26 protein-coding genes are annotated in these 22818 nt (G+C 73.2%); 14 read left to right on the forward strand and 12 right to left on the reverse strand.

The window, feature by feature from the left end:
- Positions 1–471: 471 nt before the first annotated feature.
- Positions 472–1056 carry a (deoxy)nucleoside triphosphate pyrophosphohydrolase gene (locus ABZ641_RS03510; protein WP_344625739.1) on the reverse strand — a complete coding sequence of 195 codons (585 nt, stop codon included), beginning with the start codon at positions 1054–1056 and terminating at the stop codon, positions 472–474.
- Positions 1057–1203: 147 nt separating this feature from the next.
- On the reverse strand, positions 1204–2016 hold the full coding sequence (locus ABZ641_RS03515) for a methyltransferase domain-containing protein (protein WP_359978867.1): 813 nt from the start codon (positions 2014–2016) through the stop codon (positions 1204–1206).
- 134 nt (positions 2017–2150) lie between these two features.
- Here ABZ641_RS03515 and ABZ641_RS03520 point away from each other — a divergent pair, with 134 nt between their 5' ends.
- From ABZ641_RS03520 to ABZ641_RS03540, 5 genes are all read left to right on the forward strand, one after another.
- Entirely contained in the window at positions 2151–2735 is a 585-nt protein-coding gene (locus tag ABZ641_RS03520) for a pyridoxamine 5'-phosphate oxidase family protein (RefSeq protein ID WP_344625741.1), read from the forward strand.
- A 291-nt stretch (positions 2736–3026) separates the two neighbouring features.
- Positions 3027–3710: a dihydrofolate reductase family protein gene (locus ABZ641_RS03525; RefSeq protein ID WP_344625742.1), complete on the forward strand. Its 684-nt coding sequence runs from the start codon at positions 3027–3029 to the stop codon at positions 3708–3710.
- Positions 3707–4174 (forward strand): deaminase, encoded by a 468-nt coding sequence (locus ABZ641_RS03530; RefSeq protein WP_344625743.1) that lies wholly within the window; start codon positions 3707–3709, stop codon positions 4172–4174. The genes ABZ641_RS03525 and ABZ641_RS03530 overlap by 4 nt, the downstream gene beginning before the upstream one ends.
- A gap of 88 nt (positions 4175–4262) precedes the next feature.
- Positions 4263–4919, forward strand: coding sequence for an HAD-IA family hydrolase (locus ABZ641_RS03535; protein WP_344625744.1), 657 nt, complete (start codon positions 4263–4265; stop codon positions 4917–4919).
- 334 nt (positions 4920–5253) lie between these two features.
- Positions 5254–6624, forward strand: a complete 1371-nt coding sequence (locus tag ABZ641_RS03540) for an FAD-binding oxidoreductase (RefSeq protein ID WP_344625745.1) — start codon at positions 5254–5256, stop codon at positions 6622–6624.
- A 27-nt stretch (positions 6625–6651) separates the two neighbouring features.
- Here ABZ641_RS03540 and ABZ641_RS03545 read toward each other — a convergent pair whose 3' ends face one another.
- Positions 6652–7875: a serine hydrolase domain-containing protein gene (locus tag ABZ641_RS03545; RefSeq protein ID WP_359978872.1), complete on the reverse strand. Its 1224-nt coding sequence runs from the start codon at positions 7873–7875 to the stop codon at positions 6652–6654.
- A 429-nt stretch (positions 7876–8304) separates the two neighbouring features.
- Between ABZ641_RS03545 and ABZ641_RS03550 the strand changes: the two genes are divergently transcribed.
- The gene (locus tag ABZ641_RS03550; protein ID WP_359978874.1) at positions 8305–8574 is read left to right on the forward strand and encodes a type II toxin-antitoxin system Phd/YefM family antitoxin; all 270 of its coding nucleotides are present in this window, start codon (positions 8305–8307) and stop codon (positions 8572–8574) included.
- The gene (locus ABZ641_RS03555; protein WP_344625747.1) at positions 8567–8830 is read left to right on the forward strand and encodes a type II toxin-antitoxin system RelE/ParE family toxin; all 264 of its coding nucleotides are present in this window, start codon (positions 8567–8569) and stop codon (positions 8828–8830) included. The genes ABZ641_RS03550 and ABZ641_RS03555 overlap by 8 nt, the downstream gene beginning before the upstream one ends.
- A gap of 133 nt (positions 8831–8963) precedes the next feature.
- On the opposite strand, the gene ychF is transcribed toward ABZ641_RS03555, so the two are convergent.
- Together ychF and ABZ641_RS03565 are read right to left on the reverse strand one after the other, a co-directional pair.
- Positions 8964–10037: a redox-regulated ATPase YchF gene (gene ychF, locus ABZ641_RS03560; RefSeq protein WP_344625748.1), complete on the reverse strand. Its 1074-nt coding sequence runs from the start codon at positions 10035–10037 to the stop codon at positions 8964–8966.
- A gap of 73 nt (positions 10038–10110) precedes the next feature.
- A complete protein-coding gene (locus ABZ641_RS03565) occupies positions 10111–10491 on the reverse strand; it encodes a glyoxalase (RefSeq protein ID WP_344625749.1) in 381 nt (126 codons plus the stop codon).
- Between the two features lie 181 nt (positions 10492–10672).
- Here ABZ641_RS03565 and ABZ641_RS03570 point away from each other — a divergent pair, with 181 nt between their 5' ends.
- Positions 10673–11236 carry a DUF6542 domain-containing protein gene (locus ABZ641_RS03570; RefSeq protein WP_359978879.1) on the forward strand — a complete coding sequence of 188 codons (564 nt, stop codon included), beginning with the start codon at positions 10673–10675 and terminating at the stop codon, positions 11234–11236.
- A 195-nt stretch (positions 11237–11431) separates the two neighbouring features.
- On the opposite strand, the gene ppgK is transcribed toward ABZ641_RS03570, so the two are convergent.
- The gene (gene ppgK / locus ABZ641_RS03575) at positions 11432–12178 is read right to left on the reverse strand and encodes a polyphosphate--glucose phosphotransferase (protein ID WP_344625836.1); all 747 of its coding nucleotides are present in this window, start codon (positions 12176–12178) and stop codon (positions 11432–11434) included.
- Between the two features lie 202 nt (positions 12179–12380).
- Positions 12381–13355: a 4-hydroxy-3-methylbut-2-enyl diphosphate reductase gene (locus ABZ641_RS03580; protein WP_344625835.1), complete on the reverse strand. Its 975-nt coding sequence runs from the start codon at positions 13353–13355 to the stop codon at positions 12381–12383.
- A gap of 174 nt (positions 13356–13529) precedes the next feature.
- On the opposite strand from ABZ641_RS03580, the gene xseA reads away from it, so the two are divergent.
- Positions 13530–14741 (forward strand): exodeoxyribonuclease VII large subunit, encoded by a 1212-nt coding sequence (xseA, locus tag ABZ641_RS03585; protein WP_344625834.1) that lies wholly within the window; start codon positions 13530–13532, stop codon positions 14739–14741.
- A gap of 26 nt (positions 14742–14767) precedes the next feature.
- Here the strand turns inward: xseA and ABZ641_RS03590 are convergent, their stop codons facing one another.
- The gene (locus ABZ641_RS03590) at positions 14768–15244 is read right to left on the reverse strand and encodes a hypothetical protein (RefSeq protein WP_344625833.1); all 477 of its coding nucleotides are present in this window, start codon (positions 15242–15244) and stop codon (positions 14768–14770) included.
- Positions 15245–15252: 8 nt separating this feature from the next.
- On the reverse strand, positions 15253–15732 hold the full coding sequence (locus tag ABZ641_RS03595; protein WP_344625832.1) for a helix-turn-helix domain-containing protein: 480 nt from the start codon (positions 15730–15732) through the stop codon (positions 15253–15255).
- Positions 15733–15918: 186 nt separating this feature from the next.
- Between ABZ641_RS03595 and ABZ641_RS03600 the strand changes: the two genes are divergently transcribed.
- The 3 genes from ABZ641_RS03600 (at position 15919) to ABZ641_RS03610 (ending at position 17654) form a co-directional block, all read left to right on the forward strand.
- Positions 15919–16590 (forward strand): sigma-70 family RNA polymerase sigma factor, encoded by a 672-nt coding sequence (locus ABZ641_RS03600; protein WP_359978884.1) that lies wholly within the window; start codon positions 15919–15921, stop codon positions 16588–16590.
- Between the two features lie 49 nt (positions 16591–16639).
- Complete coding sequence (locus ABZ641_RS03605; RefSeq protein WP_359978886.1) at positions 16640–16894, forward strand: exodeoxyribonuclease VII small subunit; 255 nt, start codon at positions 16640–16642, stop codon at positions 16892–16894.
- Between the two features lie 166 nt (positions 16895–17060).
- Positions 17061–17654 carry a malonic semialdehyde reductase gene (locus ABZ641_RS03610; protein ID WP_344625829.1) on the forward strand — a complete coding sequence of 198 codons (594 nt, stop codon included), beginning with the start codon at positions 17061–17063 and terminating at the stop codon, positions 17652–17654.
- Positions 17655–17758: 104 nt separating this feature from the next.
- On the opposite strand, the gene ABZ641_RS03615 is transcribed toward ABZ641_RS03610, so the two are convergent.
- Complete coding sequence (locus ABZ641_RS03615; protein WP_359978889.1) at positions 17759–18280, reverse strand: DUF4245 domain-containing protein; 522 nt, start codon at positions 18278–18280, stop codon at positions 17759–17761.
- Positions 18281–18496: 216 nt separating this feature from the next.
- On the opposite strand from ABZ641_RS03615, the gene glpX reads away from it, so the two are divergent.
- Positions 18497–19537: a class II fructose-bisphosphatase gene (glpX, locus tag ABZ641_RS03620; RefSeq protein WP_344625827.1), complete on the forward strand. Its 1041-nt coding sequence runs from the start codon at positions 18497–18499 to the stop codon at positions 19535–19537.
- Between the two features lie 57 nt (positions 19538–19594).
- On the opposite strand, the gene ABZ641_RS03625 is transcribed toward glpX, so the two are convergent.
- Both ABZ641_RS03625 and ABZ641_RS03630 read right to left on the reverse strand, forming a co-directional pair.
- On the reverse strand, positions 19595–19924 hold the full coding sequence (locus ABZ641_RS03625) for a WhiB family transcriptional regulator (RefSeq protein WP_344625840.1): 330 nt from the start codon (positions 19922–19924) through the stop codon (positions 19595–19597).
- A 314-nt stretch (positions 19925–20238) separates the two neighbouring features.
- A complete protein-coding gene (locus ABZ641_RS03630) occupies positions 20239–20976 on the reverse strand; it encodes a DUF1707 domain-containing protein (RefSeq protein WP_344625826.1) in 738 nt (245 codons plus the stop codon).
- A 160-nt stretch (positions 20977–21136) separates the two neighbouring features.
- Between ABZ641_RS03630 and ABZ641_RS03635 the strand changes: the two genes are divergently transcribed.
- Positions 21137–22801: a fumarate hydratase gene (locus ABZ641_RS03635; RefSeq protein ID WP_344625825.1), complete on the forward strand. Its 1665-nt coding sequence runs from the start codon at positions 21137–21139 to the stop codon at positions 22799–22801.
- Positions 22802–22818 lie beyond the last annotated feature (17 nt).

Consider the following 22818-nt stretch of genomic DNA (forward strand, 5'->3'; position numbering starts at 1 on the left):
CGGGCGCGGGCGGCGGCGCTGCCTGCTGCGGCGCCGGTGGTACGGCCGGGCACGCCGGGGGTGGCCGTGCGCTGCGATCCGCGCCGGGGGAGGCGACGGGCCCGCCGCTCTCCCCCGCCGTTTCCCGTGGTCGACACCGACGGCGCCTCCGGCTCGTGGGCTGGGCACCGCGGCCGGGGCCGGGTGCGGGAGGGGTCGGCGGGGCGCCGCCGCGCCCCGCCGGTCCCGATGAATTCTGCCGAACTGTGACATACCCCATGCAATGGGTTGATATCCCGGCAAGCGGGTCGACTTTCCGATTCGGCCGCGATCCGGCGGCTGCGGTTCGGCTGCGTGGAGCAATCGGCGGCGGGACGGCCCCACCGGTCCCGTACCCGGTCCGGGGGCGGCTCAGCCCCGGACCGGCCGGCTCCGGTCGGCGGGCCACGGCCGGCCGGGCCCCGGGGTGGCCACGGCCGGCCGGCTGCGGGCTCAGTCCTCGGCGAGCAGCGCGGCGACGTGCGGGAGGACCTCACGGTCGTGGGCGAGCCAGTCGACGTCGTCGAGTTCGCCCGGGCCGAGCCAGCGCAGCTCGGAGTGGTCGGCGAGCGGGCGGGGCTCGCCGGAGAGCAGTTCGGCGGCCCAGATCCGCAGTTCCAGGCCGGCCCGCACCGACCAGCTGCCGGGCAGCGGGCGCAGCGCGCGGGCCCGGATGCCGAGCTCCTCGGCGAGTTCGCGTTCCAGGGCCTGCTCCTGGGTCTCGCCGGGTTCGGCCTTGCCGCCGGGGAACTCCCAGTAACCGGCGACCTCGGGGGGCGAGTTGCGGCGGGCGGCGAGCACCCGGCCGCGGTGCACCAGGGCGCCGCCGACCACGTACCGGACCTCGGGCCGTTCCTGCTGCGGGGTGTCCGTCCGCTGCGGGGTGCGGGGTTCGACGGCCTCGACCCAGTACAGCTGCTTGTGGCCGCGGGCCTCGAACTCGGCGGCGAGCGCCTCGGCCTCGGCCCGGCCGAGCCCGGTGGCGACGAGGTAGCGGTTGCCGTTGTCGTCCTGCCGCATCACCCGGTGATCGTCCATGCCGCCACCGTAACGGGCCCGGCCCGGTGGGGGACAGGCCGGACCCGAGCGCCGACCGTAGGCCGCCATTGCTACCGGCCGGTACGGGAGTGGTTAACGGCGGGTAAGACGGTGGGCACCCACCGCGGCGGCGCCCACCGTCACCGCTCAGCGGCGGGCGAGCAGTTCGCCGTGCAGGACGGCGAACCAGCCGTCCGGGTCGGCGGCCCAGCGGCGCCAGCCGGCCGCGATCCGGGCCAGGTCGCCGGCGTCGGCCAGGCCCTCGGCGAGGGCGGTGGCGGCGGTGGCGGACCGCTCGGTGCGCTCGGCCCAGGTCTCGCCCCACCACTGCCGCCGCTCCGGGTCGGCGAAGGTCCAGCTGCCGGAGCCGGCGGTGAGGTCGGTGAACCCGGCGGCGCGGGCCCAGGCGGCCAGCCGGCGGCCGGCGTCGGGCTCGCCGCCGTTGGCCCGGGCGATCCGCCGGTACAGCGCGGACCACTCGGCCAGCTCCGGGAGCTCCGGGTACCAGGCCATCGCGGCGTAGTCGGCGTCGCGGACGGCGACCAGGCCGCCGGGTGCGGTGACCCGGCGCATCTCGCGCAGGGCGGCCACCGGGTCGGCGACGTGCTGGAGCACCTGGTGGGCGTGCACCACGTCGAACGCGCCGTCGGCGTACGGCAGCCGGTGCACGTCGGCGACCTCGAAGACCACCGTGCCGATCCCCCGTTCCGCGGCGTGCGCGGCGGCCTGCGCGAGCACCTCGGCGGAGGTGTCGACGGCGACCGTCCGGCCGTCGGGGCCGAGCCGTTCGGCCAGGTCGGCGGTGATCGTGCCCGGCCCGCAGCCGACGTCCAGCAGTCGCTGCCCGGGGCGGAGTTCCGGCAGCAGGTAGGCGGCGGAGTCCGCGGCGGTGCGGCTGCGGTGCGAGCGCAGTACGGACTCCTGGTGGCCGTGGGTGTAGGCGGCCCGACGGTTCGTCATGTTCGGCTCCTCTCGGCTCCTCACGATGCGCCGAGCGTAGACCCGTCTCGCTTGACGAGAAATATCGTCCCGCTATTCAAGATGATGGAGCGTCGGCGTGGCCACCGCAGGGGCCGTGCGACGACAATCGGAGCATGGGAAAGACGTACGAACGCATCGACGGCCGGCTGCGCGCCTTCATCGAGAGACAGCCGGTCTTCTTCACCGCCACCGCTCCGCTGGCCGGCGACGGGCACGTCAACCTGTCCCCCAAGGGCCGGGCCGGCACGCTCGCCGTCCTGGACGAACTCACCCTGGCCTACCTGGACTTCGGCGGCAGCACCGCCGAGACCCTGGCCCACGTGCGGGAGAACGGCCGGATCACGCTGATGTGGTGCGCCTTCGACGGCCCGCCGACCGTGGTGCGGGTGCACGGCCGCGGCGAGGCCGTCTTCCGCGACGACCCGCGCTTCGCCGAGCTGATCGGGCACTTCGACCCGGCGGCGGACGGCTCCGCGCTGCGGGCCGTGGTGCTGGTGCACGCCGAACGGGTCAGCGACTCCTGCGGGTTCGCCGTGCCGTTCATGGACTACCGCGGCGACCGGGAGCTGCACGCCCAGTACTTCGACCGCAAGACCGACGAGGAGTTCGGCGTCTACTGCGAGGGCAAGGAGTACGTCGGCACCAGCATCGACGGCCTGCCCGCGCTGCCGCTGCCGCTGCCGCCGCGGACCGGCTGAGGGCCCGCGGAGGCGGGGGCGGCGGCGACGGGGACGGAGGCGAGCACGAACGCGGCCGCGGCGAGCGCGAGCGGACGGTGACCGGACACGGGTGGTGGGCCCTTCGACGGGGTTGGGCGAGGACCGGACCAGGGTGGGGGCCGTACCCGAACTCCGGCCGTACGGCACCCGGCCGAACGGCGAACGGCACCGCTCGAAGAACGTACGCAGGATGCCGTGGACATGGCCGGTCACCTGGTCGTACGGGCGGTGACCGTACGGTGGAGCGGTAGCCGACAGATCGGAGACCCCGTGTCCCGCCGCCCGTACGTCCTGCTGAGCGCCGCCGTCTCGCTCGACGGCCACCTCGACGACGCGTCACCGGAGCGGCTGCTGCTCTCCAACCCGGCGGACTTCGACCGGGTGGACGAGGTCCGGGCCGGCTGCGACGCACTGCTCGTCGGCGGCACCACGCTGCGCCGCGACAACCCGCGACTGCTCGTCAACTCACCCGGGCGGCGGGCCCGGCGGGTCGCTGACGGCCGCCCGGAGTACCCGCTGAAGGTCACCCTGACCGCGAGCGGCGGCCTCTCGCCCGCGCTCAACTTCTGGCACACCGGCGGTGCCAAGGCCGTCTACACCACCGACGCCGCCGCCCCCGCACTGCGCGGCGCGCTCGACGGGCTCGCCGAGGTCGTCGCGCTCGGCGCCGAGGTCGGGCTCGGCGCCCTCCTCGACGACCTGGGCGGCCGCGGCGTGCAGCGGCTCATGGTCGAGGGCGGCGGCAGCATCCACACCCAGTTCCTCGCCCAGGGCCTCGCCGACGAACTCCAGCTCGCCGTCGCCCCGCTGCTGGTCGGCCAGCCCGGCGCCCCCCGCTTCCTCGGCCCGGCCGACTACCCGGGCGGACCCGCCCGGCGGATGCGGCTGCTGGAGGCACGTACGGTGGGCGACGTCGTCCTGCTCCGCTACGCCCCGAAGGAGTCCGCCCCGTGACCAGCGACGCCGTCCCCGGCACCGACCTGTACTGGCTCGCGCGCGCCGTGGAGCTCTCGCGCCGCTGCCCGCCCTCCGCGACGGCCTTCTCGGTCGGCGCGGTGGTCGTCGGCGCCGACGGCGAGGTGCTCGCCGAGGGCTACAGCCGCGAGGTGGACGAGAAGAACCACGCCGAGGAGGCCGCGCTCGCCAAGCTGCCGGCCGGCGACCCGCGGCTGCGCACGGCCACCGTGTACAGCTCGCTGGAGCCGTGCGGGCAGCGCGCCTCGCGGCCGCGCACCTGCGCCCAGCTGATCGTCGCGGCCGGGGTGCCGCGGGTGGTGGTCGCCTGGCGCGAGCCGGACCTCTTCGTGCAGGCCTGCCAGGGCACCGCGCTGCTGGAGGCGGCCGGTGTGGAGGTCGTGGAGCTGCCGGAGCTCGCCGGGCCGGCCCGCGAGGTCAACGCGCACCTGCTGGGCGGCTGATCCGGCCCGGGCCGTCCGTCCCGGCCCGCTTCGGCGGCACTTTTGTATCCTGGAGAGACAAACACCCGTTTCCGAGGAGCCGCCCCGCATGCCTGCCACGACGCTCACCACCCGCGCCCTGCTGCTCGACATGGACGGCACCCTGGTCAACTCGGACGCGGTAGTCGAGCGGTGCTGGCGCCGCTGGGCGGCCCGCCACGGCCTCGACGGCGACGCCGTCATGCGGGTCGTGCACGGGCGCCAGGGCCACCTGACCATGGCCGTGCTGCTGCCCGACCGCCCGGTGGAGATCAACCTCGCCGAGAACCGGCAGCTGCTGGCCGAGGAGACCGCCGACACCTACGGCGTCGTCCCCGTCCCCGGCGCCGAGGCCTTCCTCGCCGCGCTCCGCGGGCAACCGCACGCCCTGGTGACCTCCGCCGACGAGCCGCTGGCCCGTGCCCGGATGGGCGCCGCCGGACTCCCGCTGCCGCAGACCATGATCACCGCCGGCTCGGTCGGCGCCAGCAAGCCCGACCCGGAGGGCTTCCTCAAGGGCGCCGCCGCCCTCGGCTTCGCGCCCGCCGACTGCCTCGCCTTCGAGGACTCCGAGGCCGGCATCACCGCCGCCCTCGCCGCGGGCATGCCCGTGGTCGGCATCGGCCCGCGCGCCCTGCCGCACCCCGCCACCGTGCACGCCGAGGACCTGGAGCAGGTCGCGGTCGCCCCGCAGCCGGACGGCTCGCTGCGGATCACCGTCGGCTGAGCCCGGCCGCCCGGGGCGCCCTCCCCTGCAGCACCCGGGTGCCGTCCCGGTGCGTCACCTCCCGGCCCGTCACCGCCCGGTACGAGGCGGCCAGTTCCCCGGGGCCGACGCGATCCGGCCCGGCGGCGCTCGGCGACAGGGCGATTCCCCCTGACGATCCGCGGCCGTCGTCCGCACCTTGCTCCGGGCCTTGCTCCGGGCCTGCGGGTGCCTGCGCCCGCCGGGTGGGGCACGCCCGCGAGTCGTACCGTGGAGGGAGGCCGACCGGGATCGTCGACCCTCGCTCCGTGCCCGGTCCGGCCCAGGGGGTCGGCACGGTCAGGAGCTTCTTGTCATGGGCAGCAAGACGATCGAGGAACTGGCGGGCGCAGTCCACGGAAGTGTGGTCGCGCCCGGCGACGAGGACTACGACGAGGCCCGCACGGTCTACAACGCGATGATCGACCGCAGGCCGGCGGCCGTGGTGCGCTGCGCCAACGCCGGCGACGTGATGGCGGCGGTCGACTTCGCCAGGAACAACGGGATGCCGCTGGCCGTCCGCGGCGGCGCGCACAGCGTCCCCGGGTACGGCACCTGCGACGGCGGCGTGGTCGCCGACCTCACGGGCATGCGCGGCGTCCGGGTCGACCCCGTCCGCCGCACCGCCCGGGTCGAGGGCGGCGCCACGCTCGGCGACCTCAACGCCGCCACCTACCCCTTCGGGCTCGCCGTCACCGGCGGCATCATCTCGACCACCGGCGTCGGCGGCATCACCCTCGGCGGCGGAATCGGCTACCTCGCCCGCAAGTTGGGGCTCACCTGCGACAACCTGCTGTCCGCGGACGTGGTGACGGCCGACGGCCGGCTGCGGGTCGTCAACGAGAAGGAGGAGCCGGACCTCTTCTGGGCCCTGCGCGGCGGCAGCGGCAACTTCGGCGCGGTCACCTCCTTCGAGTTCGCGCTGAGCCCGGTAAAGGACGTCTTCGGCGGTCCGATGCTCTTCGAACTGGAACACGCCGAGGCCGTCCTGAAGCGCTACCGCGAATACATCGAGGAGGCCCCGGAGGACCTCGGCGTCTTCCCCGGCTTCCAGATCGCCCCGCCGCTGCCGTTCATCCCGGAGGACCGGCACGGCGACACCTTCGCCCTCGTGGTGGCCTGCTGGGCGGGCCCGATGGAGGAGGCCGAGGCGGCGATCCGGCCGATGCGCGAGGTCGCGCCGAGGGTCGCGGAGATGGTCGGCCCGATGCCGTACCCGGCGATCAACAGCGCCTTCGACCCGCTGGTGCCGCCGGGCCTGCAGCACTACTGGAAGGGCGTCTTCTCGACCGAGCTCACCGACGACGCGATCGCCGCCCACCTGGTGCACGGGCCGAAGGTGCCGGCCGTGAACTCCACGATGCACATCTACTCGATCAACGGGGCCTGCCATCGGATGGCACCCGGGGACACCGCCTTCGCCCACCGCGAGGCCACCTTCGCCACCGTGATCGCCGGCATGTGGCCCGACCCGGCCGAGAACGACGCCAACACCGCCTGGGTGCGCGACTACTACGCCGCCGTCGCCCCGCACTCCGAGGCCGGCGGGTACGTCAACTTCATGGCCGACGACGACCAGCACCGGGCCGCCGACAACTACGGCTCCAGCTATCCCCGGCTGGTGGAGGTCAAGCGGGCCTACGACCCCGGCAACCTGTTCCGGGTCAACCACAACATCAAGCCGTAGCCGGGTCGGCGGCCGGGGCCACGGCCGTCAGCCGAAGACGGCGCCGGCCAGCTGCATGATGACCGGGGTCTCGGCACCGTCCATGCCGGTCGGGTTGAGCGAGTAGACCACCGTCCGGGAGAGGTCCCGGGTGGCGAACACGCCGTTCGTCCAGCCCGGCCGGGAGCCGGTCTTGCCCCAGATCTCCACGCCGCCGACCTTCGTCCGCTCCAGGCCCATGCTCATGCAGGCCCGGCCGGCGTCCGGCCCGGTCTCGCAGTGGCTGCTGTGGCGGGTCGGCACGTCGGGGACGGTGAACAGCGCCTCCTGCTGGGCGGGCGGCAGCAGGCGGCCCCGGAACAGCGCGGTGACGAAGCGGTCCAGGTCGGCGGCGCTGGAGATCAGTCCGCCCTCCGCCCACGGCCAGGGGCTCTGCTCGGTCACGTCCACCTGCCGCGGGGTGCCGTCCGGGCCGGGCACGGTGAGCCGGGGGCGGGCGGCCGGGTGCCGCAGCGCGGGGTCGTCCGCGGCCGGCACCGAGGTGTCGTGCAGCCCGAGCGGGCGGACGATCCGCTGCTGCACCTCGTGCGCGTAGTCGTGCCCGGTGACCTGCTCGACCAGCAGGCCGGCCACGAAGGTGTTCATGCCGTTGTACTGCTGCGCGGTGCCGGGCGCGAAGGCCATCTCCTGACCGTCCATGGTGGCCACCACGCGCTCCGGCGACCAGGACTCGAAGCGGTGGTCGACGAACCACGCGGCCGTGCCGTCGCCCCACGGGCCGTCGGCGCCGTTCGGGAGCCCGCTGGTGTGGTTCAGCAGCTGCCCGACCGCGATCGGCGGGAAGGCGGCCGGCAGCAGGCCGGGCAGGTAGTGCTGGACGGGGGTGTCGAGGTCGAGGCGGTGCTCGGCGGCCAGCTGGAGCACCACCGTCGCGGTGAACACCTTGGAGATCGAGCCGATCCGGAACCGCCCGTCGGTGTCCGGGGCCCGGCCGGTGGCCGGGTCGCCGATGCCGCCCACCGCGTCCAGCCGGCCGGCCCGTCCGGAGACGTGCACCAGCGCCCCGGACACCTCGGCGGTCGGCAGCCCGGCGAGCACCCGGCGGACGGCCGCCCGGTCCAGCGGCGGCACCGCCGCGTCCTGCCGCACCACGGCCGCCGGCCCGGCGGCGGCCGAGGCGGGTCCGGCCGCGGTGCCCACCGCCAGTGCGGCGAGCACCGCCCCGGCGGCGGCGACGGCGGTCCAGCGGGTACGGCGCACAACAGCGGTCACGGCAGCATCTCCTGATGGTTCGTCGGCACGGGCCGGTCCACCCGGCCCCGCACAGGAGTCTGGCGAAACCGGCCCGCCGATCCATCGGGGACGAACCCCCACCCGCCCCCGATCCCCCACCCGGGACAACCCCGACCCCGGCCCGGGCGCCCCTCCGGGACGGAGGACCGGCGAAGGGGCCGGCCCCCGGAGGAGCCGGCCCCTTTCGAGCCGCATGTCCGCCGCGTACCGACGCGGCGCCGGACGGTCAGACGTCGAAGCGGAACATCCGGAACAGTGCTCTGACCTGCAAAGAAGAGGCCTCGACGGCTCGCATCCAGCACCGATCCAGCACGGTAGGGGTCCTTCAGCACACGCGACCGCGACGAGGCGGGTCGCCCACCACTGCGGGCGTTGTGTACACATGGGGCACTCGGTACGCTTGAGCGCATGACGCAGCCACTGCCCATAGAGTCCATCCGCGACGTGCGTGCACACTTGGCGGAGGTCGTGGAACGCGCCGACCGCGACGACGTGCCCACGGTGATTACGCGCCGGGGCAAGGAAGTCGCCGCCGTCGTCTCCATCCAGGTGCTGCGCAAGTACCAGGAGTGGGAAGAGCGCGAGATCAACCGGATCATCGATGAGCGCATGGCCAACCCCGCACCCGGCATCCCGATCGAGGACATCATGAGGGAGACGCTGGCGCGCAGTGAGTGAGCACCGAACCGTCTTCCGCCCCGAGGCGCAGACCGAACTCCGGAAGATCCCTCGCCAGATAGCACTGCGCATCCTCGCCAAGCTGACCGAACTGGAGACCGACCCTCTCGGTTTCAACACCACCGCGCTCGCATCCCAGCCCGAACGTCGCCGACTGCGGGTCGGTGACTACCGCGTCGTCTACACGATCGACAACGGGGAACTGGTGGTCTGGATTGTTCACGTGGGACATCGATCCACCGTTTACGAGACCTGATCGCAACTGACCCTGCGTCGGAATATCCAGTACCCATCCAGCGCGGCGACAACGAAGGGGTCGGACTCGACAGAGTCCGACCCCTTCTGATCTGCACGCTTGACCAATCACCTAACGTGCAGCATGCGCACGACTACACGTTGAAGCGGAACTCCACCACGTCGCCGTCCTGCATGACGTACTCCTTGCCCTCGATGCGGGCCTTGCCCTTGCTGCGGGCCTCGGCGATGGAGCCGGTCGCGACCAGGTCGTCGAAGGAGATGACCTCGGCCTTGATGAAGCCCTTCTGGAAGTCGGTGTGGATGACACCGGCGGCCTCGGGGGCGGTGGCGCCCTTCTTGATCGTCCAGGCCCGGGTCTCCTTGGGGCCGGCGGTCAGGTAGGTCTGCAGGCCGAGGGTCTCGAAGCCGACCCGGGCGAGGGTGGCGAGGCCGGGCTCGTCCTGGCCCATGGACTGGAGCAGCTCCAGCGCCTCCTCGTCGTCGAGCTCGATCAGCTCGGACTCGATCTTGGCGTTGAGGAAGATCGCCTCTGCGGGGGCGACCAGGGCGCGCTGGGCGTCCTTGAAGTCCTCGTCGGCGAGCTCGTCCTCGTCCACGTTGAAGACGTAGAGGAACGGCTTGGCGGTGAGCAGGTGCAGCTCGCGGATCGGGTGGGTGTCGAAGCCCGCCTCGAAGAGGGTCTTGCCGGTCTCCAGGATCGCCTTGGCGGCCTCGGCGGCGGCCAGCACCGACGCGGTGTCCTTCTTGAGGCGCGCCTCCTTCTGCAGGCGCGGCAGGGCCTTCTCCACGGTCTGCAGGTCGGCGAGGATCAGCTCGGTGTGGATGGTCTCGATGTCGTCCTTGGGCGAGACCTTGCCGTCGACGTGCACCACGTCCGGGTCGGTGAAGGCGCGGACGACCTGGCAGATCGCGTCCGACTCGCGGATGTTGGCGAGGAACTTGTTGCCCAGGCCCTCGCCCTCGCTCGCGCCGCGGACGATGCCCGCGATGTCGACGAAGTCGACGGTGGCCGGCAGGATGCGCGCCGAACCGAAGATCTCGGCGAGCTTCGCCAGCCGCGTGTCGGGGACACCGACGACGCCCACGTTGGGCTCGATGGTGGCGAACGGGTAGTTGGCCGCCAGCACGTCGTTCTTGGTCAGGGCGTTGAACAGGGTCGACTTGCCGACGTTCGGCAGGCCGACGATTCCGATCGTGAGCGACATGAAGCGATGTCCCGTGGGCTTGGAGGGCGTGGAGCGGCCGGAGGCGGCCGATCCCCCAGTCTACGGGGCGCGCTCAGCCCGTCCGGTCGGGCTCCAGGAACTCCAGCCCGTTGCCGAGCGCGTCGGCGCTGTGGAAACGGCGACGACCCGGGACGGAGTCGTCCCACCGGACGGGGTGGCCGTGCTCCTCCAGCCGGGCCGCGAGCGCGTCCAGGTCGTGCACCAGGATGCCCGGGTGGGCCTTGGGCGAGGGCGCGAAGTCGGGGACGACGCCGAGATGCACCTCCACTCCCCCGCTGCGGAACCAGCAGCCGCCGCGCGCCGCCAGCACCGGCGGCTTGGCCAGCTCGGTCATCCCGAGCACCCCGGCCCAGAACGCCCGGCAGGCCGGCTCCGCACCGGCCGGGATGTCGAGCTGCACGTGGTGCAGCCGCTCGAAGCCGAAGTCCGTCATCGCACCCCTCCACCGGTGACCGCCCTCGGTCACCCTGCTCCGGTTCGTCGCCGTCCGATCCCCGCCGGGCCCGGCGGCGGACCGCGTCGGTCGTGGACGACGCTACTCCTGCCGCGGACACGCCCGGCCCGGAATTCCGGCATTACACACTGTGGCGATGATCGGACCGTACGTTGGGTGGGTGGAGCAGCAGAGCATCCGTACCCAGCCCCCCGGGCCCCGGCGGCAGCCGCCGTCCGGCGCCGACCGGGCCGCCGTCCCGGGCCCCGCCGCGCCCGTCGACTCCCGGTTGCGCTCGGCCTCCGGCGGCGCGCCGGCCCGCCGTCCGCGCCTGCCGTGGGCGGGCCGCGGACGGGAGCGGACGGGGCGTCCGGCCCGGCTGACGGCGGTGGGCACCGGGGTGGCCGCGGTCGCCGGGACCCTGCTGGTCGCCGGGGTGGACCGGACGCTGTTCGGCGGCCTCGGCGTGCTGTTCGGCCTGGGCTACCTGGTGCTCTGCTTCCAGCTGGCCGTCCGGGTGCGCTACCCGGACCTGCCGGCGGCGCCGATCGCCGGGCCGATCGCGTTCGCGCTGGCGCTGGCGCTGCTGCAGCCGGCCACCACCTCCGGGCTGACCGGCCGGGTGGTCTCGCTGGCGAGCGGGCTGGCGGTACGGGCGGGCTGGCTGTTCGCCGGGACGGGCCTGGCGGCCGTGATCGTGGCAGCCCGGTTCGTGGCCCAACGCCGGATCCGCCGCACCCGTTAGCTCCGCCCGGGGCAGTCGTGTCAGGGGCGCGTGGGGGCACCGCCCGGCCGAAGGCTGGGGGAGAACTGCGCAGTCCGGGGGCGGGTGTCACAACAGCACGGGCCAAGCCGTGATGCCTACGGTGGCCCACATCCGAGTTGCGCAGTTCCCCCGCGCCCCTGATGGTGCACCCCCCGGTGGTGCAGCCGCCCGGCCCTAACTCGCGTGGGCCGCGGCGGCCATCGCGGCGCCGACGATGCCGGCGTTGTTGCGGAGTTCGGCGGGGAGGACCTCGGCGTCGCGCTTGCGCAGCAGCGGCAGGAACTTCTCGTGCTTGCGGCTGACACCGCCGCCGATGATCATCAGCTGCGGCGAGAACAGCATCTCGACCAGGTCGAGGTACTCGTCGACCCGCACCGCCCACTCGGCCCAGGACAGCCCGTGCCGTTCCCTGGCGGCCGAGGAGGCGCGCCGCTCGGCGTCCTTGCCGCGCAGTTCGAGGTGGCCGAGCTCGGTGTTGGGCACCAGGGCGCCGTCGACGAAGAGCGCGCTGCCGATGCCGGTGCCGAAGGTGAGCAGCAGGACGGTGCCGCCGCGGCCGCGGCCGGCCCCGTGGGTGACCTCGGCGATGCCGGCCGCGTCCGCGTCGTTGACGACGGTGGCGGGCAGGTCGAGGGCCTCGCGGAAGAGCCCCTCGGCGTCCATGCCGATCCAGTCCTTGTCGACGTTGGCGGCGGTGCGGGTGCGGCCGCGGACGACCACCCCGGGGAAGGTCAGGCCGACCGGCCCCTGGTGGCCGAAGTGCCGGACGACCTCGACGACCGCCTCGACCACCGCGTTCGGCGAGGACGGCTGCGGGGTGAGCACCTTGAAGCGCTCCTCGGCGAGCCCTCCCCCGGCCAGGTCGACCGGGGCGCCCTTGATGCCCGAGCCGCCGATGTCCACGCCGAATACCGTCGTCATTCCGCAGTTCCTCCCTCGAAGCGTCGTCCACAGCCTGTGCACAAACCACGGGCTGCGCACCAACCTACGGGGGCGGGGCCGCCCCCGCCCGCCGTGCCGTCCCTCCGGTACCCGGTGGCGGGCAGCACGAAGCCCGGGCGTCCGCGGTGTGCGGGCACCCGGGCTCGGGGCGGGCCGGGGCCTCAGGGCCCCGGTGCGCGGGTCAGAGCTTGCCGGCGGCCTCGGCGCGCAGGTCGCGGCGGAGCTCCTTCGGCAGCGAGAACTGCAGGTGCTCCTCGGCGGTCTTCACGGTCTCGACGTCGGCGTAGCCGCGCTCGGCGAGGAACTCCAGGACGCCGTCGACGAGGATCTCGGGCACCGAGGCGCCGCTGGTGAGGCCGACGGTGGTGACGCCCTCCAGCCAGGCCTCGTCGATCTCGTCGGCGAAGTCGACCAGGTGGGCGGCCTTGGCGCCGTACTCCAGACCGACCTCGACCAGGCGGACGGAGTTGGAGGAGTTCTTGGAGCCGACGACGATCAGCAGGTCGGTCTCGGGCGCAAGCTTCTTCACCGCGACCTGGCGGTTCTGCGTGGCGTAGCAGATGTCGTCGCTGGGCGGGCTGACCAGCAGCGGGAAGCGCTTCTGCAGCTCGCCGACGGTGGCCATGGTCTCGTCCACGGAGAGGGTGGTCTGGGAGAGCCAGACGACCTTGGACTCGTCGCGGACCTCGACGTTCGCGACGTCCTCGGCGCCGTCCACGAGGTGGATGCGGTCCGGGGCCTCGCCCATCGTGCCGATGACCTCCTCGTGGCCCTCGTGGCCGACGAGCAGGATGTCGTAGTCCTCCTCGGCGAAGCGCACGGCCTCCTTGTGCACCTTGGTGACCAGGGGGCAGGTGGCGTCGATGGTGGCGAGCTTGCCGGCCTTCGCCTCGTCGTGCACGGACGGGGCGACGCCGTGCGCGGAGAAGACCACGATCGCGCCCTCGGGCACCTCCTCCGTCTCGTCGACGAAGATCGCGCCCTTCTTCTCGAGGGTCTGCACGACGTACTTGTTGTGGACGATCTGCTTGCGGACGTAGATCGGGGCCCCGTACTGCTCCAGGGCCTTCTCCACGGCGATGACGGCGCGGTCGACGCCCGCGCAGTAGCCCCGGGGGGCGGCGAGCAGGACACGGCGCTGTGCAGTGGTGGACATGGCTCCATCGTACGGGCGCCCCGTCGCGGCGCCCGACGCGCAGGGGGCCGACGCGCGCGGGGGCGATGTGCGGGGGCCGATGTGCGGGGGGCCGATGCGTGGGGGGCCGATGCGTGGGGCCGGGCCGCGCCGGGCGCGGCGGCGGCGTCACCGGGCGGCGCTAGCCTCGTGGGCATGGCGAACAGCAGCTCCCCCGAGGCGCCCGTCCCGGTCGGCAGGGTGTCGGCGATGATCGGCGGTTGGATCGACCGGCTGGGCGAGGTCTGGGTGGAGGGGCAGATCGCGCAGCTGAGCAGGCGGCCCGGCGCGGGGATGGTGTTCCTGACGCTGCGCGACCCGGAGCGGGACGTCTCGCTCACCGTGACCTGCTTCCGTTCGGTCTTCGAACAGGTGGCGGAGGCCGTCCAGGAGGGCTCGCGGATCGTCGTCCACGCCAAGCCCGAGTGGTACACCGCACGCGGCACGCTCTCGCTGCGGGCGTCCGAGATCCGGCTGGTCGGGCTGGGCGAGCTGCTGGCCCGGCTGGAGCAGCTGAAGCGCAAGCTCGGCGCGGAGGGGCTGTTCGACGCGGAGCGCAAGCGGCCGCTGCCGTTCCTGCCGCACTGCGTGGGCCTGGTGACCGGCCGCGGCTCGGCGGCCGAGCGGGACGTCCTGGAGAACGCCCGGCGGCGCTGGCCGGCCGTCCGCTTCGAGGTGCGCAACGTGCTGGTGCAGGGCCCGAACGCGGCGGCGCAGGTGGCGGCCGCGGTGCGGGAGCTCGACGAGCACCCGGAGGTGGACGTCATCGTGGTGGCCCGCGGCGGCGGCAGCGTGGAGGACCTGCTGCCGTTCTCGTCCGAGGAGCTGGTGCGCACCGTGGCGGCGGCCCGCACCCCGGTGGTCAGTGCGATCGGCCACGAGCCGGACCAGCCGCTGCTGGACTTCGTCGCCGACTTCCGGGCGTCGACGCCGACCGACGCGGCGAAGCGGGTGGTGCCGGAGGTGGGCGAGGAGCTCGCCCGGGTGCGCCAGCTGCGGGACCGCGCCCGGCGCTGCGTGGTGGGCCGGGTCGAGCGGGAGCTGCACGGGCTGGAGGGGGTGCGCAGCCGTCCGGTGCTGGCCGCGCCGCACCGGCTGGTGGAGGACCGGGCGGCGGAGGTGACGGCGCTGGTGGAGCGGGAGCGGCGGGCGCTGGGGAACCGGCTGGACCATGCGCAGACGGACCTCGGGCACGCGCTGGCCCGGGTGGTGGCGCTGTCGCCGCTGGCCACCCTGCAACGCGGCTACGCGGTGCTGCAGCGGGCGGACGGGGCTGTGGTGACGGACCCGGCGCAGGTGGCGGCCGGGGACGAGTTGCACGCGCGGGTGGCGGAGGGCGGCTTCGGGGTGACCGTCGTACCGGAGTGAGCGCGGGCCGCGTCGCGCGACCGGACTCATTCGACCGGTGTGCGGGCGTGCGGGGGACGGCTCATGGTCTCCTGCACGAGGGTGTTCCACTCGCGGCTGAGGTCGGCGAGCTCGGCCTGGGCCCGGTCGGCCGCCTCGTGGGCGTGCCGCAGTTCCCGGTGCACGGCCTCCAGCAGGCGCAGCAGGGCGTCGGCGCCGAGCTGTCGGCCGTCGGCGAGCGGCGGTGCGGGGGGCGGCGGTATCCCGGGCGGCGCGGCCGGCGGCAGGGCGGCCGCGCGGGCGGCGACGAGTTCGGCCTGACGGGCCGTCCTGGCCTCGGTCTCGCGCATCCACCGCCTGGTCCTCGCCAGGGCGTACTCGGTGGTGGACAGCGCCGCCACGGCCAGGCAGCCGAGGAACGGGATCCAACGGGTGTCGTAGGTGCCGGCGACGATCAGTGCTGTTCCGCCGACCGCGCCCACCGCTCTGAGCGCGTCGGCCGCCACCGGAGAGAATCTCGGCATTACTGGCCTCACCTCTGCATGTGCACTGCCCCTCCCCCGCGGTTCTCGTCCGGCGGAAAAGAACCGCGCTCGCTTTCCTGCTGCAGGCCGATCGCCTGGGCGATGGAGGCGAGAAGGAATTTCCGGATCATGGGGTGGGTTACACCCCAGGCGTCCAACGCTTCCTCAGGGGTGATGGGTGAGCGTACTCCCCGGGGGAGATCGTTTGCGGATTCCTCGGAAATCACTCCGCCGCGCACCAGCAGCTCGTGCAGGTCCAGGTGGACGACCTGCGCGATTCTCTGGAATTGGGAGGGGCGGGGAAGGGTCTCGCCGCGCAGCATGCGCCCGACCGCGGAGGCGCTCATGCCGGTGTCCCTGGCGAGGGCGAGCCGTCCGCCGGAGCCCGGGGTGAGGTCGTAGCCCGCGCGCCGGGCGGCCTCGTGAACGACGGCACCGAAACGTTGGGCGGGGGTGGTCTCCGAGGCGGTGTCCTCAGTCGGCTGCATGGCGGGCAAGGCTAGCGCGTGTCATGTCCCAGATGCATCTACTTGCATGAGTGCAAGCCAATGACGATCAGTCAGGTCCCGCCAAATCTGGATGGCAGTGAGGCGAACTGACGGAATTTCGGAATCGCTTGCACGCATGCATGCCCGCTCGTATCGTTGCGGGACCTGCTCTCCGGGAGGTCCGGTATGGATGGGACGCCGCGTGGAACGCTGCGTGGAACACCGCACCTGATCGAGGCCGCCAAGGCCGGCGACCGGGACGCCTGGGCGGAGTTGTACCGCCGATATCGGGGGCCGGTCCTGGCCTTCCTCACGCGGCGCACCGGGAATCGCGCACTCGCCGAGGACCTGACCCAGGACACGTTCGTCCGCGCAATGGCGTGCATTGACGGGTTCCACTGGACGGGGAAGGACATGGGGGCGTGGATTTTCACCATCGCCCGGAACATCATGTTCGACCACGACAAACGGCGGGCCACCCGCAGCGAGTCGACGGTGGCCGCGGTCGCGGATTCCGATGCGGGAATCTGCGTCGAGGACCAGGTGGTCTCCCTCGTCGAGGCCGAGCGCGTTTTCGCCGCGCTCGCGACATTGACCGAGCACCAGCGGACGGCGCTCACGCTGCGCTACTGGGACGACCTCAGTTCGCGGGAGGTGGCGGACGCGATCGGCATCCGGGTGGGCGCCGTGAAGACCCTCACCTGGCGGGCCCGCAGCACCCTGCGCCGCACCCTCGTCGCCCCCGCCGCCGTCTCCGCCGAGCGCTGCGGCCCCGCGGAGCACCGCGCCCCGGCCGAGCGCTGCGCCGCGGCCGAGCGCCGCAGCCCGTCCGCCCGGCGGCCGGTCAGCCCGCGCTGACGGCGGGCGACCGCACCGGCCTGTCGTCCGCAGCCCCTACGCTGGCGGCATGGCAGATCAGCAGCAGGACGGTCAGACGGTCCGGGGTGCGGCCGACAGCGACGAGGCGCTCGGGTACGAGCAGGCCAGGGACGCGCTGCTGGAGGTCGTCCGGCAGCTGGAGACCGGCGGCACCTCGCTGGAGGAGTCGCTGGCGCTGTGGGAGCGCGGCGAGCGGCTGGCCAAGGTCTGCCAGCGCTGGCTGGACGGCGCCCGGGCCCGGCTGGACGCGGCGCTGGCCGCCGAGGAGTCCGCCGACGGGTGAGCCGCCGCCGGCGACGGCGGGCGACCCGGGACGCATCGCGCAGGTGTGACGGGGGTCACGCCCGCCTGCGGAATAGTTTAAGTTTCACCCAACGTTGGAGCCCGGTGAACGGTCCTCCCGGCCGTCTCGACCGCTTTCCCGTCTTCCGTTTGAGGTGGATTCCGCAATGACTCTGGCACTCGACGCCGCCGCCCAGGACCTGCTCTTCCGCGAGGCCCGTACCGCCAACACCTTCACCGACGAGCCGGTCAGCGACGAGCAGGTCCGGGCCATCTACGACCTGGTCAAGTTCGGCCCCACCGCGTTCAACCAGCAGCCGCTGCGCATCGTGCTCGTCCGCACCGACGAGGGCCGCGAGCGCCTGCTGCAGCACATGGCCGAGGGCAACCGCGCCAAGACCGCCACCGCCCCGCTGGTCGCCATCCTCGCGCAGGACAACGAGTTCCACGAGGAGCTCCCGACCCAGCTGCCGCACTTCCCGCAGGCGAAGGACATGTTCTTCTCCGAGCGCCCCGTCCGCGAGGCCTCCGCCACGCTGAACGGCGCCCTGCAGGCCGCGTACTTCATCATCGGCGTGCGCGCCGCCGGCCTGGCCGCCGGCCCGATGACCGGCTACGACGCCGCGGGCCTGAACAAGGAGTTCTTCGGCGACGGCGAGCACTCCGTGCTGGCCGTGGTCAACATCGGCAAGCCCGGCGAGGACGCCTGGTTCCCGCGCTCCCCGCGCCTGGAGTACGACGAGGTCGTCACCACCGTCTGATCCCGCTCCGGGTCGCGCACGGCCCGGGCAGGACGAAGGCCCCCGCGGTTCGCCGCGGGGGCCTTCGCCGTACGTCCTCGGGGCGCGCGCACCGGCGCCGCGCGCTACTTCAGCGCGGCGGCCAGCTGGGCCAGCTCGTCGTACGAGGCGGAGCCGGTGACGACCGTGGTGGCGGTGCCGGCCGGGGTGGCGAGGCCGCGGTACTTGGTGCCCTGGAAGCGCTGCCAGTCCTGGCCGGCCACCGGTGCGCTGCCGTCCGGCTTGCCGCCCGGCACCACGGTGCCGATCACGTCGTCACGGGTGGCGTTGGACTGCTCCACCGCGGCGTACTGGCCGGACGGGGTCACGAAGCCCAGGTGCCACACGGCGTTGCCCTTGCCGTCCTTGCGGTACTCGACCGAGGTCGCCCGCCACTGCTCGGAGAGCCCCTGCGGGCCGAGCACCGGGTAGGGCGCGGCGCGCTTCGCCGAGGCCAGCGCCGAACGGTAGTCGACGACGTGCACGCCGTCGCCGCCCTCGTGCGGGATGAAGAGGTATCCGAAGAAGCCCACGACACCGACCGCCAGCATCGACAGGATCATGTCCCGTACCGTCTGCCGGCCTCTCTTGCTGCTGCTGCCTGCCACCCGTCCATGGTGGACCATGCCCCCCGCGCCCCCGACCACCGGGTACCCCCCGGCGGGGTGAAGCCGGACGAACCGCCGCATACCGGCTGGTCGCGCCGGGTGTGCCACAGACACCCGTCCGGGTGCCGGATACGATCGCACCAACCCTCACCACGGCGTTCCGACCTGGCAGTAGTCGGGCGCTCACTGGCCGTCGCGTACAGAGAGGTAACGACGATGACCACGCAGTACCCGCACCACCTCCCCAGCTCACTGGAAGTCGCTCCGGAGGCCCCGGACCGCAACCTCGCCCTGGAACTCGTCCGCGTCACCGAGGCCGCCGCGCTCGCGGCGGGCCGCTGGGTCGGCCGCGGCGACAAGAACGGCGCCGACGGCGCGGCCGTGAAGGCCATGCGCACCCTCGTCTCCACCGTCTCGATGAACGGCGTCGTCGTCATCGGCGAGGGCGAGAAGGACGAGGCGCCCATGCTGTACAACGGCGAGCGGGTCGGCGACGGCACCGGCGCCGAGTGCGACGTCGCCGTGGACCCGGTCGACGGCACCACGCTCACCGCCAAGGGCATGCACAACGCGGTGGCCGTCCTCGCGGTCGCCGACCGCGGCACCATGTTCGACCCCAGCGCGGTCTTCTACATGGACAAGCTGGTCTGCGGCCCGGAGGCCGCGGACTTCGTCGACATCTCCGCACCGACGGCCGTCAACATCCGCCGGGTCGCCAAGGCCAAGGGCATCGCCGTCGAGGACGTCACCGTCGTGGTGCTGGACCGGCCCCGCCACCAGGGCCTGGTCAAGGAGATCCGCGAGGCCGGCGCCCGGATCAAGTTCATCTCCGACGGCGACGTGGCCGGCGCCATCATGGCCGCCCGCGAAGGCACCGGCGTCGACCTGCTGATGGGCGTCGGCGGCACCCCGGAGGGCATCATCGCGGCCTGCGCGATGAAGTGCATGGGCGGCGTCATCCAGGGCCGGCTGTGGCCGAAGGACGAGGCGGAGCGGCAGAAGGCGCTGGACGCCGGCCACGACCTCGACCGCGTCCTCACCACCGACGACCTGGTCTCCGGCGAGAACGTCTTCTTCGTCGCCACCGGCATCACCGACGGCGAGCTGCTGCGCGGCGTCCACTACCGCCAGGAGACCGCCACCACCAGCTCGCTGGTGATGCGTTCCAAGAGCGGCACGATCCGGCGCATCGACTCCACCCACAAGCTGTCCAAGCTGCGGGCCTACAGCGCCATCGACTTCGACCGCGCCAACTGACGCGGCACGTCGCGAACGGCGGCCCCGGGCGTCCGCGCCCGGGGCCGCCGCCGTGCGTCAGCCGGCTATCCGGCCCGTCGGCACCCGCCGCGCCTCGCGCAGCTCCGCCTCCCGACGCCGCCGCCGGGCCAGCACCACCCGCCGCTCGGCCGCGGTCAGCCCGCCCCACACCCCGTACGGCTCCGGCATCGCCAGCGCGTGCTCGCGGCACTCCAGCAGCACGGGGCACCGGGCGCAGACCTGCTTGGCCTGCTCCTCACGCGAGAGCCGGGCCGCCGTCGGCTCCTTGGACGGCGCGAAGAACAGCCCGGCCTCGTCGCGGCGGCAGGCCGCCCCGGTGTGCCACGGGTTGTCCTCCAGCGGGTCCGCAGGGGCCCCCACCGCCACCGGACTGCGGCGGACGGCGGCGGAGCCGGTGGCGCTGGACTCGATGGGATGCAGCACGGCTACTCCTGACGCGGTACGGGACTCGGGGAAGCTCGTCCCTGCCCGACTGCCCCGTGCCCACCCGCCGCGGCGCCGCCGCCGTACGGGATCACAGCCGTAACAGGAACCGATGTGCGTGGGGAACTACCCCCTCGCCCCCCGATTCATGCACACCGCACGCAACCGACTACTCCCTGCACTCGACACAACGACGAGTGCCCGCAGCGCAGTTGGCCGGGCGGCAGACTCCCGCCCGGCCCCGCACCCGGCGCCGCTCAGCGGTCGAGCTGCTTGCGTGCCCACTCCCGCAGCTTCTTCCCGCGGCGCGGCTTGGCCTCGCAGCCGCCGAAGATCGCCGCGCCCTTCACCCGCACCACCGGCGCGTACGGGTCGGCCGCGGTCTGCTCGCGCACCGAGAACCCGCCGAAGATGCCCACCCCGCCGCCGTGCAGGCTGACGTTCTCCGGCACCTTGATGTCCACCCCGCCGAAGATCGCGGTCACCTCGATGACCACCTCCGGCGACTCGAAGACCGCGTCGGTGAGGTCGATCTCCACCCCGCCGAAGACCGCGACGGCCTTCAGGTGCGGCCCGACCCGCCAGCGGCCCTTGCGCTCCGCCCCGCCGAACACCGCCACCATGGTCGGCGCCTCCTGGCGGGCCGGCGGCAGCGGCGCGCGCTGCTGCTGCAGCGGCGGCTTCACCATCGACAGCGGCGCACCCTCGGTGGCGGCCGGCAGGTCCCGGGTGAGCGGGACGAGGTCGCCGAAGGTCTTCGCGGCGTACGCGGCCTCGATCCGTTCCGAGTGCTCCTCCACCGTCAGCCGGCCCTCGGCGTACGCGTCGCGCAGCAGGTCGGCGACCCGCTCGCGGTCCGCGTCCGAGCACCGCAGATCGGCCTCGGCGACCGGCGCGGCGACCGCGGGCTGCGCCTGCGGGACGGGGGCCGGCTCCTGCTTGGTCATGGGTACGGGCTGCTGCCCCTGGTCGTCGGGCGACGGCGAAGTGTCCACGCCCAAAGCCTAGCCATCGGGATCACTCCGAACGAGAGTTCGCCGGAGAAAGGCGTGAGCCCCGTCACGCAGGCTCACCTGCGCTCCGCCGCCGCGCCGCCTGCACCTACATTGGAGGGTGCTTCGCAGACGCAGCCGACCTCGCTAAGGATCTCCCCCCATGGCCACCCCGGAATTCGAGTACCGCGACCTCCTCCCCCTCGGTGCCGACCCCACGCCGTACCGGAAGCTCACCTCCGAGGGCGTCTCCACCTTCGAGGCGGACGGCCGCACCTTCCTCAAGGTCGAGCCGGAGGCGCTGCGGCTGCTCACCGCCGAGGCGATGCACGACATCTCGCACTACCTGCGCCCGGACCACCTCGCCCAGCTGCGCCGCATCCTGGACGACCCGGAGGCGAGCCCCAACGACCGCTTCGTCGCGCTCGACCTGCTGAAGAACGTCAACATCTCGGCCGGCGGCATCCTCCCGATGTGCCAGGACACCGGCACCGCCATCGTCATGGGCAAGCGCGGCCAGAACGTCCTCACCTCCGGCCAGGACGAGTCCGCGATCGCCCGCGGCGTCTACGACGCGTACACCAAGCTGAACCTGCGCTACTCGCAGATGGCGCCGGTCACCATGTGGGACGAGAAGAACACCGGCAACAACCTGCCGGCCCAGATCGAGCTGTACGCCACCGACGGCGACGCCTACAAGTTCCTCTTCATGGCCAAGGGCGGCGGCTCCGCCAACAAGTCGTACCTGTACCAGGAGACCAAGGCGATCCTCAACGAGTCGTCGATGCTCTCCTTCCTGGAGCAGAAGATCCGCTCGCTGGGCACCGCGGCCTGCCCGCCGTACCACCTGGCGATCGTGGTCGGCGGCACCAGCGCCGAGTTCGCGCTCAAGACCGCCAAGTACGCCTCCGCGCACTACCTCGACAACCTGCCGACCTCCGGCGACGCGAAGACCGGCCACGGCTTCCGCGACCTGGAGCTGGAGCAGAAGGTCTTCGAGCTCACCCAGAAGATCGGCATCGGCGCGCAGTTCGGCGGCAAGTACTTCTGCCACGACGTCCGCGTGATCCGCCTGCCCCGCCACGGCGCCTCGCTGCCGGTCGCGATGGCCGTCTCCTGCTCCGCCGACCGCCAGGCGCTCGGCAAGATCACCGCCGAGGGCGTCTTCCTGGAGCAGCTGGAGACCGACCCGGCGAAGTACCTGCCGGACACCACCGACGCCCACCTCGACGACGAGGTCGTCAAGGTGGACCTCAACCAGCCGATGGCCGACATCCGGGCGCAGCTGTCCAAGTTCCCGGTGAAGACCCGTCTCTCGCTCAGCGGCACCCTGGTCGTCGCCCGCGACATCGCCCACGCCAAGATCAAGGAGCGCCTCGACGCCGGCGAGGGCATGCCGCAGTACATGAAGGACCACCCGGTGTACTACGCCGGCCCGGCGAAGACCCCCGAGGGCTACGCCTCCGGCTCCTTCGGCCCGACCACGGCCGGCCGGATGGACTCCTACGTCGACCAGTTCCAGGCGGCCGGCGGCTCCATGGTCATGCTCGCCAAGGGCAACCGCTCCAAGCAGGTCACCAAGGCGTGCAACGAGCACGGCGGCTTCTACCTCGGCTCGATCGGCGGCCCGGCCGCCCGCCTCGCCCAGGACTGCATCAAGAAGGTCGAGGTGCTGGAGTACCCCGAGCTCGGCATGGAGGCCGTCTGGCGCATCGAGGTCGAGGACTTCCCGGCGTTCATCGTCGTGGACGACAAGGGCAACGACTTCTTCGCCGAGGTCACGGACGGCCCGCTGATCACCAGCCTGCGGGTCCGCTCCGCGGAGTAGGCGCACGACGGCGCGCG

The organism is Kitasatospora sp. NPDC007106, assembly GCF_040634455.1.
Classification (GTDB): domain Bacteria; phylum Actinomycetota; class Actinomycetes; order Streptomycetales; family Streptomycetaceae; genus Kitasatospora; species Kitasatospora arboriphila.

Excerpts from the sequence above, each read along its gene's own strand:
- ABZ641_RS03540 (WP_344625745.1), top strand. The coding sequence starts at position 5,254 with ATGGGCAGCAAGACGATCGAGGAACTGGCGGGCGCAGTCCACGGAAGT.
- ABZ641_RS03520 (WP_344625741.1), top strand. The coding sequence starts at position 2,151 with ATGGGAAAGACGTACGAACGCATCGACGGCCGGCTGCGCGCCTTCATC.
- ABZ641_RS03595 (WP_344625832.1), bottom strand. The coding sequence starts at position 15,732 with ATGCAGCCGACTGAGGACACCGCCTCGGAGACCACCCCCGCCCAACGT.
- glpX (WP_344625827.1), top strand. The coding sequence starts at position 18,497 with ATGACCACGCAGTACCCGCACCACCTCCCCAGCTCACTGGAAGTCGCT.
- ABZ641_RS03590 (WP_344625833.1), bottom strand. The coding sequence starts at position 15,244 with ATGCCGAGATTCTCTCCGGTGGCGGCCGACGCGCTCAGAGCGGTGGGC.
- ABZ641_RS03550 (WP_359978874.1), top strand. The coding sequence starts at position 8,305 with ATGACGCAGCCACTGCCCATAGAGTCCATCCGCGACGTGCGTGCACAC.
- ABZ641_RS03580 (WP_344625835.1), bottom strand. The coding sequence starts at position 13,355 with ATGTCCACCACTGCACAGCGCCGTGTCCTGCTCGCCGCCCCCCGGGGC.
- ABZ641_RS03565 (WP_344625749.1), bottom strand. The coding sequence starts at position 10,491 with ATGACGGACTTCGGCTTCGAGCGGCTGCACCACGTGCAGCTCGACATC.
- xseA (WP_344625834.1), top strand. The coding sequence starts at position 13,530 with ATGGCGAACAGCAGCTCCCCCGAGGCGCCCGTCCCGGTCGGCAGGGTG.
- ABZ641_RS03515 (WP_359978867.1), bottom strand. The coding sequence starts at position 2,016 with ATGACGAACCGTCGGGCCGCCTACACCCACGGCCACCAGGAGTCCGTA.
- ABZ641_RS03635 (WP_344625825.1), top strand. The coding sequence starts at position 21,137 with ATGGCCACCCCGGAATTCGAGTACCGCGACCTCCTCCCCCTCGGTGCC.
- ABZ641_RS03600 (WP_359978884.1), top strand. The coding sequence starts at position 15,919 with ATGGATGGGACGCCGCGTGGAACGCTGCGTGGAACACCGCACCTGATC.
- ppgK (WP_344625836.1), bottom strand. The coding sequence starts at position 12,178 with ATGACGACGGTATTCGGCGTGGACATCGGCGGCTCGGGCATCAAGGGC.
- ABZ641_RS03535 (WP_344625744.1), top strand. The coding sequence starts at position 4,263 with ATGCCTGCCACGACGCTCACCACCCGCGCCCTGCTGCTCGACATGGAC.
- ABZ641_RS03610 (WP_344625829.1), top strand. The coding sequence starts at position 17,061 with ATGACTCTGGCACTCGACGCCGCCGCCCAGGACCTGCTCTTCCGCGAG.
- ABZ641_RS03605 (WP_359978886.1), top strand. The coding sequence starts at position 16,640 with ATGGCAGATCAGCAGCAGGACGGTCAGACGGTCCGGGGTGCGGCCGAC.
- ABZ641_RS03510 (WP_344625739.1), bottom strand. The coding sequence starts at position 1,056 with ATGGACGATCACCGGGTGATGCGGCAGGACGACAACGGCAACCGCTAC.
- ychF (WP_344625748.1), bottom strand. The coding sequence starts at position 10,037 with ATGTCGCTCACGATCGGAATCGTCGGCCTGCCGAACGTCGGCAAGTCG.